Source organism: Pseudomonas sp. (genome assembly GCF_048269965.1).
Taxonomy (GTDB): Bacteria; Pseudomonadota; Gammaproteobacteria; order Pseudomonadales; family Pseudomonadaceae; genus Aquipseudomonas.
Genome location: NZ_JBLWTV010000007.1, coordinates 152,949 through 165,952 on the forward strand (window position 1 = coordinate 152,949; position 13,004 = coordinate 165,952).

10 protein-coding genes are annotated in these 13,004 nt (G+C 66.3%); 7 read left to right on the forward strand and 3 right to left on the reverse strand.

The window, feature by feature from the left end; genetic code table 11:
• Positions 1–34 precede the first annotated feature (34 nt).
• Positions 35–748 (forward strand): histidine utilization repressor, encoded by a 714-nt coding sequence (hutC, locus tag ACN0X6_RS10700; protein ID WP_417703793.1) that lies wholly within the window; start codon positions 35–37, stop codon positions 746–748.
• Positions 749–832: 84 nt separating this feature from the next.
• On the opposite strand, the gene ACN0X6_RS10705 is transcribed toward hutC, so the two are convergent.
• The 3 genes from ACN0X6_RS10705 to ACN0X6_RS10715 all read right to left on the reverse strand — a co-directional run bounded on the left by ACN0X6_RS10705 (position 833) and on the right by ACN0X6_RS10715 (position 3,867).
• Entirely contained in the window at positions 833–1,492 is a 660-nt protein-coding gene (locus ACN0X6_RS10705) for an endonuclease (RefSeq protein WP_417703795.1), read from the reverse strand.
• 415 nt (positions 1,493–1,907) lie between these two features.
• Positions 1,908–2,939 (reverse strand): AraC family transcriptional regulator ligand-binding domain-containing protein, encoded by a 1,032-nt coding sequence (locus ACN0X6_RS10710; RefSeq protein ID WP_417703796.1) that lies wholly within the window; start codon positions 2,937–2,939, stop codon positions 1,908–1,910.
• Positions 2,940–2,949: 10 nt separating this feature from the next.
• Entirely contained in the window at positions 2,950–3,867 is a 918-nt protein-coding gene (locus ACN0X6_RS10715) for a GGDEF domain-containing protein (protein WP_417703797.1), read from the reverse strand.
• Between the two features lie 374 nt (positions 3,868–4,241).
• On the opposite strand from ACN0X6_RS10715, the gene ACN0X6_RS10720 reads away from it, so the two are divergent.
• From ACN0X6_RS10720 to ACN0X6_RS10745, 6 genes are all read left to right on the forward strand, one after another.
• The gene (locus ACN0X6_RS10720; protein ID WP_417703798.1) at positions 4,242–6,752 is read left to right on the forward strand and encodes a TonB-dependent receptor; all 2,511 of its coding nucleotides are present in this window, start codon (positions 4,242–4,244) and stop codon (positions 6,750–6,752) included.
• Between the two features lie 62 nt (positions 6,753–6,814).
• Positions 6,815–8,776, forward strand: coding sequence for a phytase (locus tag ACN0X6_RS10725; RefSeq protein ID WP_417703800.1), 1,962 nt, complete (start codon positions 6,815–6,817; stop codon positions 8,774–8,776).
• Positions 8,777–8,994: 218 nt separating this feature from the next.
• Positions 8,995–9,705, forward strand: coding sequence for a protein TolQ (gene tolQ / locus ACN0X6_RS10730; protein WP_417703802.1), 711 nt, complete (start codon positions 8,995–8,997; stop codon positions 9,703–9,705).
• A gap of 10 nt (positions 9,706–9,715) precedes the next feature.
• A complete protein-coding gene (gene tolR / locus ACN0X6_RS10735; protein WP_417703804.1) occupies positions 9,716–10,165 on the forward strand; it encodes a protein TolR in 450 nt (149 codons plus the stop codon).
• Complete coding sequence (locus ACN0X6_RS10740) at positions 10,162–10,962, forward strand: energy transducer TonB (protein WP_417703806.1); 801 nt, start codon at positions 10,162–10,164, stop codon at positions 10,960–10,962. The genes tolR and ACN0X6_RS10740 overlap by 4 nt, the downstream gene beginning before the upstream one ends.
• A 67-nt stretch (positions 10,963–11,029) precedes the next feature.
• Entirely contained in the window at positions 11,030–12,985 is a 1,956-nt protein-coding gene (locus tag ACN0X6_RS10745; RefSeq protein WP_417703808.1) for a PhoX family protein, read from the forward strand.
• Positions 12,986–13,004: the final 19 nt, after the last annotated feature.

The window sequence follows — 13,004 nt, forward strand, 5'->3', positions numbered from 1 at the left end:
TCATCCGCGCACCGGGCATTTCCAAGGAGCAGTCGTGACCAGTCCCACCCCGCGCTACAAGGCCATCGAGGATTTTCTCCTCGAGCGCATTCACGGCGGTGCCTATCCGGTCAATCACCAGATTCCGCCCGAGGAACAGCTGGCGCGCGACTTCGCCGTCAGCCGCATGACTGCCAACAAGGCGATCCAGAATCTGGTGCAGAAAGGCTACCTGGTGCGTCAGGCCGGGCTTGGCACCTTCGTCACCGACCGCAAGGCCGAGTCGCCGCTGCACGAGGTGATGAACATCGCCAGCGAAGTGCGCGGCCGTGGGCACGCCTACAGCAATGCCGTGGTGCGCTGCGAAGCCATCGCCGCCGATGACGAAGTGGCCCTGCGTCTGGGGCTGCGCCTGGGCGGCGAGGTGTTTCACAGCATCCTCGTGCACCTGCAGGACGATCTGCCGATCCAGCTCGAGGACCGCTTCGTCAACCCGCGCTGGGTGCCGCATTACCTGCAGAGCGACTTCACCCGGGTCACGCCCAACGAAGTGCTGGTTGCCAGCTGCCCGATCTCGGATGTCGAGCATGTGGTCGAAGCGGTGCTGGTGGATGCGCGCACGGCCGCCCTGCTGCAGATCGACCCGGCCATGCCCTGCCTGAGCGTGATCCGCCGCACCTGGTCGGACGATCACCTGATCAGCTATGCGCGGCTGATCCATCCGGGTGACCGCTACAAGCTGCGTTCGTTGCACAAGCGCAGAGGGTAGTCTGTCCACAAACCGTAGGAGCCGGCTTGCCGGCGATCCGCAGTGGTTTCGTCGCGGCTAAAGCCCCTCCCACAGTGAGCAGGGTCAATCGCGGATCAGTTGATCCACCAACGCGGGATCGTCGATAAAGCGATTGCGCGTGCCCTGCAGGGCCTCGATCTTGTCGTTGCGTGCCTTTTCCTCGGCATCCGGCGGGTCCATGCGGTGCCAGGTCTTGTACATCGGCACCAGGCCGACGATGGGCAGGTCGTACTCGACATGCATGTAGAAGATCGCCCGGGCGATGTTGCCCTTGGCTTCGTCACGCGGCTCCACCAGCTGGAAGCTGGCTTTCATGTCGCAGCCGATGTCGGCGAACTTGCTCGGTACGTCGTCGGCCAGTTCGGCGAACTGGGCGTTGCGTCGTGCCAGCTCCACGCGGCTGAGCGCCGGGTAGTGGTTATGCAGGTCGGCGGCGATGTACGGATAGCGCGGATTCATGATGGTGCATTGGCGGTCGGTGACGCAGCGCATCGCGCTCTTGAGCTGCTTGCTGCTGTAGATCGGGCTGGCAGTCAGGGTGCCGCTTTCACTGGCGAAGGTCTGGCCGCAATAGAGCGTGGTGCCGCCATCACCGTACAGGTCCTGCCAGAACGCCTGATCGATGGCCTGTTTGGCGTCGCCCAGTTGAGTCTGGCCATTGGCCAGAGAGGAGGTGCTGATGCAGGTTGCCAGGCAACCGAGAAGCAGGGTGACCGCGCGCATACTCTAGCCCCCGTGACCGCCGTTGTCGGAGTCTGTTGTTTTTGTAGGACAAGCTGCAGTCTAGCAAGACGCACGTCACAAAAAACATGGCTAACTGCTTTCTCCCAATCTGGGCTGGCCAGGGCAACGTCAGGCGGCTGACGGAGGGCTGATCGGTGTAAGCCATGGCTTACACGATGTCACGATTTTCGCCACTGTCGGTCGATCAGGTACGCGCGTACTCTGTCGCACATGGATTCAGCGCAGGAAGCGCCTAGACGAACAAGGACACGCTGGACAGCCGCCAGGATGGTGAGCAGATCAAGGATGTCAGGACTACAGTCTGCAAGGCCCCGCGAACGCGGGGTTTTCTTTTTTGGGCGTTCGCCCATCCCCGTTCGATCCCCTCCGAATCTCCCCGACAGGGTGCGCGCCATCAACCCAGCAACTGACGCAGCGCACTGGGTGACAGACCGGTCCAGCGTTTGAACGAGCGGCGGAAGTTGGTGCTGTCGTGGAACTGCAGGTAGGCGGCCACTTCGTCATTGCTGTAGCCCTTGACCCGGTACAGGTACAGCGCGACGTGCTTGCGCACCAGATCGAGTTGCTCCTGAAAGTGGCTGTCGTGCTTGCCCAGCTTGCGCTTGAGAGTGGCCGGGCTCATGGCGAAGGTGTGCGCCACCTTGTCCAGATTAGGCGTCTCGCGAATCTGCTCGTGCAGGTGATCGTAAAGGCGATCGAGCAGGCTGGCGGAGAATCCCAGCGCCTCCAGTTGCGCCAGACTCTGCTGCTCGGCCACCTGTCCGGCGGTGAGCGAGGCGCCTGACCAGGGGCGGGCCAGGTATTCACGCGGCAGGCTCATCATGTCCACCTGGCGTGCGAACGCCACGTCCTCTCCCAGGTGCACCCAATACTGTTCGATATAGCGTGGCTGCTCGTGAGCGAATTCGAACTGCCAGGGCAGGCGTTCGCCAGCCAGCCAGCGGCTGCAGGAGGCCAGGGCGGTCATGCTCGCCTCCAGCAGAAAGCGGCGTTGCTCGCCGCAGCCGCAGGCATCCAGCCAGACGACGTAGATGCGCTGTTCGTCGAGCAGCAGGCGCGGCGCCAGCAGCGGGCTGAGCAGGGCGCGCAGACGTGTCAGCAACTCCAGCGCCTGTTGCAGGTTTCCGGCTTGCTGCAGGGCCTGGCTGGCGGCGCCGTAGTGGCCAGGCAGCAGGCGCTGGCCGAACAGGAAGCTGCTGTCGTCGGCGTCCAGCAGGCGCCGCGCGTTGTCGATCAGTTGCAGGAACTGCTGTGGGCTGATGCGCGCCTGACCGCTGAGAATGTCTTCGTGGAACAGGCCGCTGCCGCGCAGCAGGCGATGGCTGTCCAGCTCGCGAGCCAGAGCCAGATCGAGCAGCAACGCTGGTTGGTGGTGGGCGGCGATGAAGCGGCTGTCGCGTTCGTACCAACTGCCCTTGATGGCCATGGCGTCTTCCTCAGGCCCGTTTGATGGCGGGCGCTTGCCTGGTCCGTGCCAGGGCCAGGTTGAGGCGTTTGAGCAGGTTGTCACCGTCCTCGTCCTGCGCCAGCACGCTGGCCACGCTGGCCGACAGCTGCAGGCGCTCGCCGTTGCGGCTGCTACGGTAGGCAAGATGGTGCACGGCGTCCTGCAGCTCACTGGCGATCTGTTGCGCCTGTTGCGCGCCGGTGCCTGGCAGCAACGCGACGAAACGGTCGCCGGCCAGGCGGCAGAGCAGGTCCTGGCGGCGCAGGTTGAGCAGCAGCAACTGAGTCAGGCTCTGCAGCACCCGATCGCCCTCGGCGTGGCCGTGCTCGCGGTTGAAGCGGCCGAAGCCATCCAGGTCGAGGATCGCCAGGGCCAGCGGCTGGCCTTCGGCGCGGCTCTGCTGCAGCGCCTGCTGCACTTGCAGGCGCAGGTACTCGGCGCCGCCCAGTGGGGTGAGCTTGTCGAACAGGCGGTGTTCACGGAACAGCCGCTCGCGCTTTTCCATCTGCGCGCTGATCGCCAACTGTTCGCGGTGCCAGTGGTAGATGCCCAGGGTCATGAGGATGAAGCCTACCGGCATCGGCCCGGACTCCAGCCACTTGTCCCAGTTGACGCTGGCTGGCAGTTGCACGAACTCGTCCACCGAGTCCATCCACAGCGAGAAGAACAGGCAGGCCAGGCCGTAGAACAGCAGGTTGGTGACCCGCCCGGCCGGGCGGCTTTTCAGCAACAGGCCGATCCACAGCAGCACCAGCAGCGCCGAGCCACCTTCGCCGAGGATATCGGTCCAGTTCCATTCGCTGCCGGGTTTGATATGGCCGGCGATCAGGTGAGCGAGCAGGCCGAGGTTGGCCAGCAGCAACAGGCCGGCGAGTTTCCAGGCATGCAGTTTCAGCAGGGGTGGCATCGGCGGTGCTCCGCGGGCTTCGATGGCGGCAGCAGAACAGACGCCCATGACACTTTGGTTGCAGCCGGGGAGGTCGATTCGGCTCAGGGCAGTTGCACGATTTTTTGCTGCGCACGGCCGCAGGGAGCGCCGCGCGCACCAACCCCACCGCCGTTCAGTCGCTACGCTCCACTCGCCACGAGCAGGCAGCCCGCTGTCGAGGCGCGCCGCATCAGGTCATTTCGGCTCATCTGCCACCGATCGTGCCGTTAAAACCCGGGTATTCGCGCTGTTCGCTCCAGGGCTGTCACAGAAGCGTCATTCGCCGCGCCTAGCTTGCGCCTCCAGCGAGCCGGCCCCGTGCCGGTGGATTCCACTCTTGGGGAGAGCAGGCCATGCGCCTAGGTCACAGCAGGACCCGCCATGCGGGCTTTCGTATCAGCACCCTGGCGTTGGCCATCGCCGCCAGCAGTGTCGCCCTGGCCGAGGAGCCGCTGCTGCTCGAACACGTCGAGGTGGTCGGCCAGGCCGCTAGCATCGACGAGGCGTTGCAGGATCAGCGCCGCTCCGACAGCGTCACCAGCGTGGTGCATGCCGACGGCATCGGCCAGTTGCCGGACGACAACGCCGCCGAGGCGTTGCAGCGTATTCCCGGCCTGTCGGTGGAGCGCGACCAGGGCGAGGGCCGCTTCGTCAGCGTGCGCGGCATCGGCCCGGACCTCAACAGCGTGACCATCAATGGCACCCTGGTGCCCTCGCCGGAGAGCGACCGCCGCGCGGTGGCCCTCGACGTGTTGCCGTCCGAGCTGGTGCAGTCACTGTCGGTGGTCAAGACCCTGACCCCGGACTTGGACGCCAACTCCCTCGGCGGCACCGTGCAGGTGGAAAGCCTGTCGGCCTTCGACCACGACGGCCTGTTCTACACCCTCAGCGGCGAGGCCAGCCATGACGACAACAGCAGCCAGACCAGCCCGAAATTCTCCGGCGCCATTAGCGAGCGCTTCAGTCTCGGCGACGGTATCGACAACTTCGGTGTGGCCGCGGCGCTGAGCTGGCAAAAACGCGATTTCGCTTCGGACAACGTGGAGACCGGCGGTGCCTGGGACTTCAGCGACGGGGCGCGGCTCGAAGAGCTGGAACAGCGCGCCTACGACATCCGCCGCGAGCGCACTGGCTTCGGCTTGAACTTCGACTACAAGCCGGACGACGCCTCCAGTTACTACCTGCGTACCCTCTACAGCCGCTTCAAGGACACGGAAACGCGCAACGCCGCCGGCGTCGGGTTCGCAGACGCGCAGTTGCCTGGCGAGACCGGCGAGGCCGAAGGCTGGCGTGAGCTGAAAAGCCGCGAGGAAACCCAGCAGATCCAGTCCTACGTGTTCGGCGGCGAGCGCAGCCTGGACCTGTGGACGGTCAGTGGCCAGCTCGGTTACAGCAAGGCCAGCGAGAAGACCCCGGAAGGCATCGCCGGCGCCACCTTCGAGGGCAACGACGACTTTGCCGATGTCGGCTTCGGCGGCACGCGCAAGCCCAGTCTGAACATCGGTTCGGAGTTCTACGACCCGGCCAACTTCACCCTCGACGAAGTGGCGTGGGAGAAGCAGAAGACCACTGACACCGAGAAGAACATCAAGCTCGACCTGGCCCGCGACTACGAGCTGAGTGGCTATGCGGCGCAGGCCAAGTTCGGTGGCAAGCTCAGCCGGCGCAAGAAGGACAATGACCTGGAGGCCTGGGTCTACGAGGATCTGGGCGACTTCGGCCTGACGGACGAGCAGCTCAACCTCGGCCAGTTCGTCAAGGGCGAGGTCGACTACGGTCTCGGCCGCTTCGGCCCGGGCATCAGCGCCAAGGCCATCGAGCGTCTGCTCGCCGGGCTGAACAAGGCCGACTTCTATGACGAGGAAGAATCGCGCATCAACGACTTCTCGATGCGCGAGGACATCAACGCCGCCTACCTGATGAACAGCGTCGATATCGACGACTGGCGCTTTATCGCCGGCATGCGCTACGAGGGCACCGAGTTCGAGGCCAAGGGCACCGGCCTACGCGACGATGCCTACGAGGCGATCACCAGCCGCAAGCGCTACGACCACTGGCTGCCGGGCTTGCACGCACGCTATCAGCTCGATGCCAGCACGCAGATCCGCGCCGCCTGGACCAACTCGGTGGTGCGCCCGACCTTCGGCCAGCTGGCGCCAGGCTTCGTCATTGACGGTGACGAGGCCAGTTTCGGCAACCCCAACCTCAAGCCGCTGGAGTCGAGCAACTTCGACCTCGGTATCGAGCGCTATCTGGGCCGCGCCGGGGTAGTCTCGGCCTTCGCCTTCTACAAGGATATCGACAATTTCGTCTATGCCACGGACCTGGCCGGCAGCGGCGCCTGGGCCGATTTCAGCGAGGCCAATACCTTCGCCAACGGCACCAGCGCCAAACTCTACGGCATCGAGCTGGCCTACTCGCAGAAGTTCGAGTGGCTGCCGGCACCCTGGAACGGCCTGCTGCTGGGCGCCAACGCCACCTTCAGCCGTTCCGATGCGCGCATCGAAGGCCAGGGCAGCCAGCGCAGCATCGACCTGCCGAACCAGTCCGACCAGGTCGGCAACCTGACCCTGGGCTGGGAGAACGACAAGCTCAGCCTGCGCCTGGCGGCCAACTACAAATCCAGGTACCTGGCGGAGGTGGCGGCGGTGGACGACAAGGCCCATGACCTCTATGCCGATGCTCAGCTGTTCGTCGATTTCAGCGCCGGGTACTTCCTCAGCGACAACCTGCAGCTCAAGTTCGAGGCGCAGAACATCACGGACGAGTCTTATTACCTCTATACCGGCAACCGTCGCTACAACGCCCAGTACGAGGAATACGGCCCGACCTACAAGCTCGGCCTGACCTTTACCCACTTCTAAAATCTCTGCCCTGCGCACCCGCCGGGCAGCGCAGGGCGACCCGTACAAGGATCGCCCCTGTAATGAACCGTGTTTTTACCCCTTCGCCCCTGGCTCTCGCTCTACTCGCCAGTGTCCTGCTCCTCGCTGGTTGTGAGCCACAGGCGCGGGCCGTCCAGGCCCAGCCCACTGCGAACGAGGCTGCGCCTCTGGCACCACAGGCCTGGCAGCCTGCCACCGAGATTGCCGTCGAAGACCTGCAACTGCTGACCGACACCACGTTCTGGCCGGGTGCGCGCTACCTGCTCAGCAGCGAGAAGCAGGGCCTCTACCTGCTCGATGAACAGGGCGCCCAACTGGCTCATCTGCCCGGTCGCTTCGGCGCCCTGGATCAGCGCGTCGATGCCGAGGGCCTGCTGCTGGCCAGTGTCGACATCGACCGTCAGCAGCCCGTGCTGGTGGCGCTGCGCGGTGCCGAGCGGCGCTGGGGCGCGCCGGTGTATCTGCCGCGCGCCAGCTTCAAGGTGGACGGCCTGTGCCTGTCGCGCGACGAGGCCGACAACCAGTTCCTGTTCCTGGTCGGCGAAGAGGGCATGGGCGAACAGTGGCTGGTGGCCCAGGCCCTGCAGCCGCTGGCCGAGCCGCGCCTGGTGCGGCGCCTGAGCCTGCCGCCGGCCAGCGAGCATTGTCGCGTGGATGATGCTGCCGAGCTGCTCTACGTCAACGAGGAAAACGTCGGCTTGTGGGCCTACGCCGCCCACGCCGAGGCCGACCTGATCCGGCAGCCGGTGGGCCTGCGTCAGCCGTTCGGTGATATCGCCGAGGCCATGGGCAGCATGGCCGTGATTCCCGCTGGCGTGCTTGCCCTCGACCCCGAGGCCGGCGTGCTGCACCGCTACAGTCGCCAGGACAAAGGCTGGCGCGCCGAGACGCCGCTGCCGCTGACCGGGCTGGATGAGCCGGAGCGCCTCGGTGCGCGGATGGTCGAGGGTGGCCTGCAATTGCTGATCGGCGACGACCGTGGCCTGCACCGTGCTCAGCTCGACTGGCTGCCGGAGCCACTGGCGCCGATCAGAGCGCTACCGGTGCTGACGTCGCTGGTTCAGACCGACGAGGTACCAAGCCTGGGCGACGCCGCCGACGACCCGGCGATCTGGCTGCACCCGGATGAGCCGAGCCGCAGTCGTGTGCTGGGCACCGACAAGCAGGGCGGCCTGCTGGTCTACGACCTGCAGGGCAAGCAGTTGCAGGACCTGCGTGTTGGCCGCGTCAACAACGTCGACCTGCGCCCGGGCTTTCGCCTCGGCAGTGCCACGGTGGACCTGGCCGTAGCCAGCCATCGCGACAACAACGCCCTGCAGTTCTTCGCCATCGACCGCGCCAGTGGCGAGCTCAGCGATCTTGGCCAGGCGCCGACCACCCTGACCGATATCTACGGCTTGTGCCTGTTCCAGGAGCCCGATGGCGCCGTCCATGCCATAGCCAACGACAAGGACGGCACCTTCCTGCAGTACCGCCTGGACGGTTCCAGCGGCCGTGTGCAGGCCACGCTGGCGCGCCAGTTCAAGGTCGCCAGCCAGCCGGAAGGCTGCGTCGCCGATGACCGTAATCAGCGCCTGTTCGTCGGCGAGGAGGACGTCGCGGTGTGGGCTCTCGATGCTCGCGCCGAGGCAGCGGCCGAGCTGCAGCAGGTGATCAGCGTCGGCGATGTGGTGCACGCCGATATCGAGGGTTTGGCCTTTTACCAGGGCGAGCAGCGCGACTACCTAGTGATCTCCAGTCAGGGCAACGACAGCTACGTGGTGCTCGACGGCCAGGCGCCCTATGCGGTGCGCGGCGCCTTCCGTATCGGTCTGGATGCAGAGCGCGGCATCGACGGTGTGTCGGAGACCGATGGCCTGGAGGTGACCTCGGCCAACCTCGGTGGCCCCTGGAGCCAGGGGATGCTGGTGGTGCAGGACGGCCGCAAGCGCATGCCCGAAGGCCGGCAGAACTACAAGTACCTGCCCTGGCGCGCAGTGGCCGAGGCCCTGGGCCTGGAATAACCGCGTTTCACGGCCGGATTTCGTCCGGCTAGGGGCGTTCGTAGGGCGGACTCAGGAGCGCAGCGAACAGTCCGCCGCAGCGAAGCACCGGGCGCTACAGACGGGGCGCAAAGCTCGCGGCTAAAGCCCCTCCCACGGCAGCGGGGCAATTTCGCCGGTAACCGCAATAGAGATGGCGCCCGCCACCCATGGCGGGCGCAGCAAGCAAGGAGTCGAAGATGCACAGTTCACTCGAACAGATGACCGTCTGGAGCCTGGTCAGCGAGGCCAGCCTGCTGGTGCAGGCAGTGATGCTCAGCCTGGTGCTGGCGTCGCTGGCCAGCTGGTATTTGATCGTTCAGCGCAGCGCCGTGCTGCGCCGCAGCGAGCGTGAGGCGCGGAGCTTCCTGCAGCGCTTTCGCGGCACCGCCGACCTGGCCCAGTTGCAGCGCGAATGCGGCGCGGAGGTGGATCAGGATGCGGGCCTGCAGCAGTTGTTCCAGGCCGGTTACCGCGAGTACCAGCATCTGCAGCTGGAGCCGGGCGTCGCCAGCGAGGCGGTGGTCGAGAGCGTCGAGCGCAGCCTGCTGGTGGCCATCGCCGAACAGGAAGAACGTCTCGAAAAGGGCCTGCCGCTGCTCGCCACGGTGGGTTCGGTGAGCCCCTATGTAGGCCTGTTCGGCACCGTCTGGGGCATCATGAATTCCTTCATCGGTCTGTCCCAGGTGCAGCAGGCGACCCTCTCCACCGTCGCACCGGGCATTGCCGAGGCGCTGATCGCCACCGCCATCGGCCTGTTCGCGGCGATTCCCGCAGTGATCGCCTACAACCGCTTCTCCGCTCGGGTAGCCAGCCTCGGCGCGCGCTACTACGGCTTTGGCAACGAGTTGCAGGGGCGCCTGCAGCGCAAGCTGCACGCCGGTAGCGGCCGCATCGCCGCGGCGGCCTGAGGGGAAAACCATGCGCAGGCCACAGAGCAAGCACGGCCCCAAGGCCGAGATGAACGTGGTGCCCTACATCGACGTGATGCTGGTGCTGCTGGTGATCTTCATGGTCACCGCGCCCATGCTCACACAGGGGGTGCAGATCGAGTTGCCCAAGGTCGCCGCCGAGGCGCTGCCCAGTGATAACCAGCAGCGCATCCTGACCCTCTCGGTGCAGGCCGACGGCAGCTACTACTGGAACCTCGGCAGCGAACTGGACACCGAACTGGGCGCGGCCAGCGAGCAGGCGGTGGACCTGGAGGTGATGAGTGCGCGGGTGGCGCAACTGGTCGCCGAGGATGGCGATACCCAGGTGTATATCCGCGCCGACCAGGCTGCCGACTATGCCAGCGTGGTGGCCGGCATCGCCGCCTTGCAGCGGGGCGGGGTGAGCAGCCTGGGGCTGGTCACCGAGGCCCCGCAATGAGCAGCCTGGCCATGCCCGCCGCGCAGGACTCTCGACCGCTGGCCTTGCCTTCGTTGCACTGGCGCAGGCGCTGCACTGCCCTGGGCGTGACCCTCGCCCTGCACCTGGGGCTGGGCGCGTTGTTGCTGACTCATTGGCAGGTTGCCGAGCCACCGGCGCCGCTGGTCAGCACGGTGCAGTTGCAACTGTTGACGCTGGCTCCACCCGCTGTGCCAGAACCGCCTGCGGCGATCCCCGAACCGCCGCAGCCGGTGACGCCGGCGCAGCCCGATCCGGCCATCGAGCAGCAGCGCCTGGAGCAGGCTGCCCTGGCGCGCAAACGCGCCGAGCAGCAGCGCCTTGAACAGGAGCAGCAACGCCAGCGTGAGACGCAGCGGCGCGAGCAGGAGCGCCAGCGCCGCGAGGCCGAGGTGCGCGAGCAACTGGAGCAGCAGCGCCTGGCCGAGCAGCGTGAACAGGCCGAGCGTCAGCAGGCGGCGGCCGCAGCGGCCGAACACGCGCGCCAGGCGGAAGCGGCTGCAGCCGCCAGTCGCGAGTTCCTGCCCATCGCCAAGCAGGCCCCAGCCTATCCGCAGCGCGCCCTGGACAAAGGCCTCGAAGGACAGTGCACGGTGCGCTACCGGGTCAACGAGCAGGGTCGGGTGGAGAACCCCGAGGCCGAGCCTGACTGTCATCCGTTGTTCGTCCGCCCCTCGCTGAACGCGGCGAAGAGCTTCCGCTACCAGCCGCGTGTGGTCGACGGCCGCGCCGTGGCGGTTGCCAACGTGAGAAACACCTTTACCTACCGCATCGAATAACGCTGCTCCTCAATTCATCCCTAGCCCGGATGCCCTCCGGGAACACCAGCCAGCACAGAGACGCTCGATGAAGCACGATCCGCAGGACTTTCACCAACGCCTCGAAGCCCACGACGACCAGTCGATCAACCCCAGCGCCAATCCGCCGCTGACCACGCTGATCGACCCCACCCGGCGCAACCTGCTCAAGGGCGGCCTCGGCCTGGCTGCCCTGGGCTTCTTCGGCGGCGGCCTGGCTGCCTGCGGCAAGGCGTCGGCCAGCCCGTTGCTGAACTTCACCAGCGTGCCGCTGCAGTTCGATGCACAGTTCGATCAGGTGCTGGTGCCGCCAGGCTACCGCGCCGTGCCGTTCTTCTCCTGGGGCGACGCGGTGGAGCCAGGCGCGCCGGACTGGCGCCCGGATGCCAGTGATGACTGGCATGCCCAGCTCAAGCAGGCCGGCGACAACCACGACGGCATGAACTTCTTCGCCTTTGAAGGCGAACAGGAGCGCGGCCTGCTGGTGATGAACCACGAATACGTCAACCCGCCGCTGCATCCGTCCGGGGTGATCGACCAGTCCAAGCCGCGCCCGCTGGACGAGGTGCGCAAGGAGCAGGCCGCTCATGGTGTCTCGGTGATCGAAGTGAGGAAGGGCTCGGACGGCCAGTGGCACAGAGTGCTGGATTCGCCCTACAACCGGCGCATCAGCATGTTCACGCCGATGCGCCTGTCCGGGCCGCTGGCGGGGCTGGAGATGATGAAGACCGCCAGCGACCCCGAAGGCCTGACGGTGCTCGGCACCCTGAACAACTGCGCCACCGGTGTCACCCCGTGGGGCACCTTCCTCACCTGCGAGGAAAACTGGCACAACTACTTCATCAACCGCGACAAGCAGGACTATCAGCGCCGGGTGTCGCACAAGCGTTACGGGCTGGCCACCGAGGGCACCAGCAAGAACTACGCCTGGGAAACCGCCGATCCGCGTTTCGACGCCACGCCCCATGCCGACCAGCCCCACGGCGGCCACGTCAACGAGCCGCACCGCTTCGGCTGGGTGGTCGAGATCGACCCTTTCGACCCGAGCGCGCAGCCGATCAAGCGCACCGCCTTCGGCCGCTTTAGTCGCGAGTGCGCGGCACTGGCGCTTGGCGAAGATGGGCGCATGGCCTTCTACTCGGGCGATGACGCCCGCGGCGAGTATGTCTACAAGTTCGTCCCGGCCGGGCGTTTCGACGTCGCCAATCCTCGCGCCAACCGCGACCTGCTGGACGAAGGCACCCTGTACGCCGCGCGGTTCGATGCCGATGGCAGCGGCCAGTGGCTGGCCCTGGTGCACGGGCAGAACGGCCTGAGCGCCGAGCACGGCTTCGCCAGCCAGTCCGAGGTGCTGCTCAACGCGCGTGCCGCCGCCGACCGTGCTGGCGCCACGCCGCTGGATCGTCCCGAGTGGGCCACGGTGCACCCCGGCACCCGCGAAGTCTATATCGCCTTGACCAACAACGATGGCCGTGGCGACAAGCAGCCCACCGACGCCGCCAACCCGCGCCCGCACAACCTGCACGGGCAGATCCTGCGCTTCAAAGAGCAGGGCGCCGACCCGACCGCCACCGTCTTCACCTGGGAGCTGTTTCTGCTGGCCGGAGAGGCCAAGGGCGCTCGGACTGCCGAGGGTGAGCCGGTACCGGCCAACCTCACCGGCACCGTCAATGGCGACATCTTCTCTTCACCGGACGGCCTGGCTTTCGATGCCGCCGGGCGCCTGTGGATCCAGACCGACTATGACGACGAGGAGGCGCCGATGCAGGGCATGGGCTGCAACATGATGCTCTGCGCCGACCCCGTTACCCGCGAGGTGCGTCGCTTCATGGTCGGCCCGCGCGGCTGCGAGATCACCGGCTTGGCCTGGAGCCCTGACGGCAAGGCGATGTGGGCCAACATCCAGCACCCGGGCATCAGCTACCCGGCCAGCGACGGACGTAGCCGTCCGCGCTCGACCACGGTGCTGGTGACCCGGATCGATGGCGGAGTGATCGGCGGCTGATTCCTGCGGCGCACCCTCT

Excerpts from the sequence above, each read along its gene's own strand:
- ACN0X6_RS10705 (WP_417703795.1), bottom strand. The coding sequence starts at position 1,492 with ATGCGCGCGGTCACCCTGCTTCTCGGTTGCCTGGCAACCTGCATCAGC.
- ACN0X6_RS10710 (WP_417703796.1), bottom strand. The coding sequence starts at position 2,939 with ATGGCCATCAAGGGCAGTTGGTACGAACGCGACAGCCGCTTCATCGCC.
- ACN0X6_RS10715 (WP_417703797.1), bottom strand. The coding sequence starts at position 3,867 with ATGCCACCCCTGCTGAAACTGCATGCCTGGAAACTCGCCGGCCTGTTG.
- ACN0X6_RS10720 (WP_417703798.1), top strand. The coding sequence starts at position 4,242 with ATGCGCCTAGGTCACAGCAGGACCCGCCATGCGGGCTTTCGTATCAGC.
- ACN0X6_RS10725 (WP_417703800.1), top strand. The coding sequence starts at position 6,815 with ATGAACCGTGTTTTTACCCCTTCGCCCCTGGCTCTCGCTCTACTCGCC.
- tolQ (WP_417703802.1), top strand. The coding sequence starts at position 8,995 with ATGCACAGTTCACTCGAACAGATGACCGTCTGGAGCCTGGTCAGCGAG.
- tolR (WP_417703804.1), top strand. The coding sequence starts at position 9,716 with ATGCGCAGGCCACAGAGCAAGCACGGCCCCAAGGCCGAGATGAACGTG.
- ACN0X6_RS10740 (WP_417703806.1), top strand. The coding sequence starts at position 10,162 with ATGAGCAGCCTGGCCATGCCCGCCGCGCAGGACTCTCGACCGCTGGCC.
- ACN0X6_RS10745 (WP_417703808.1), top strand. The coding sequence starts at position 11,030 with ATGAAGCACGATCCGCAGGACTTTCACCAACGCCTCGAAGCCCACGAC.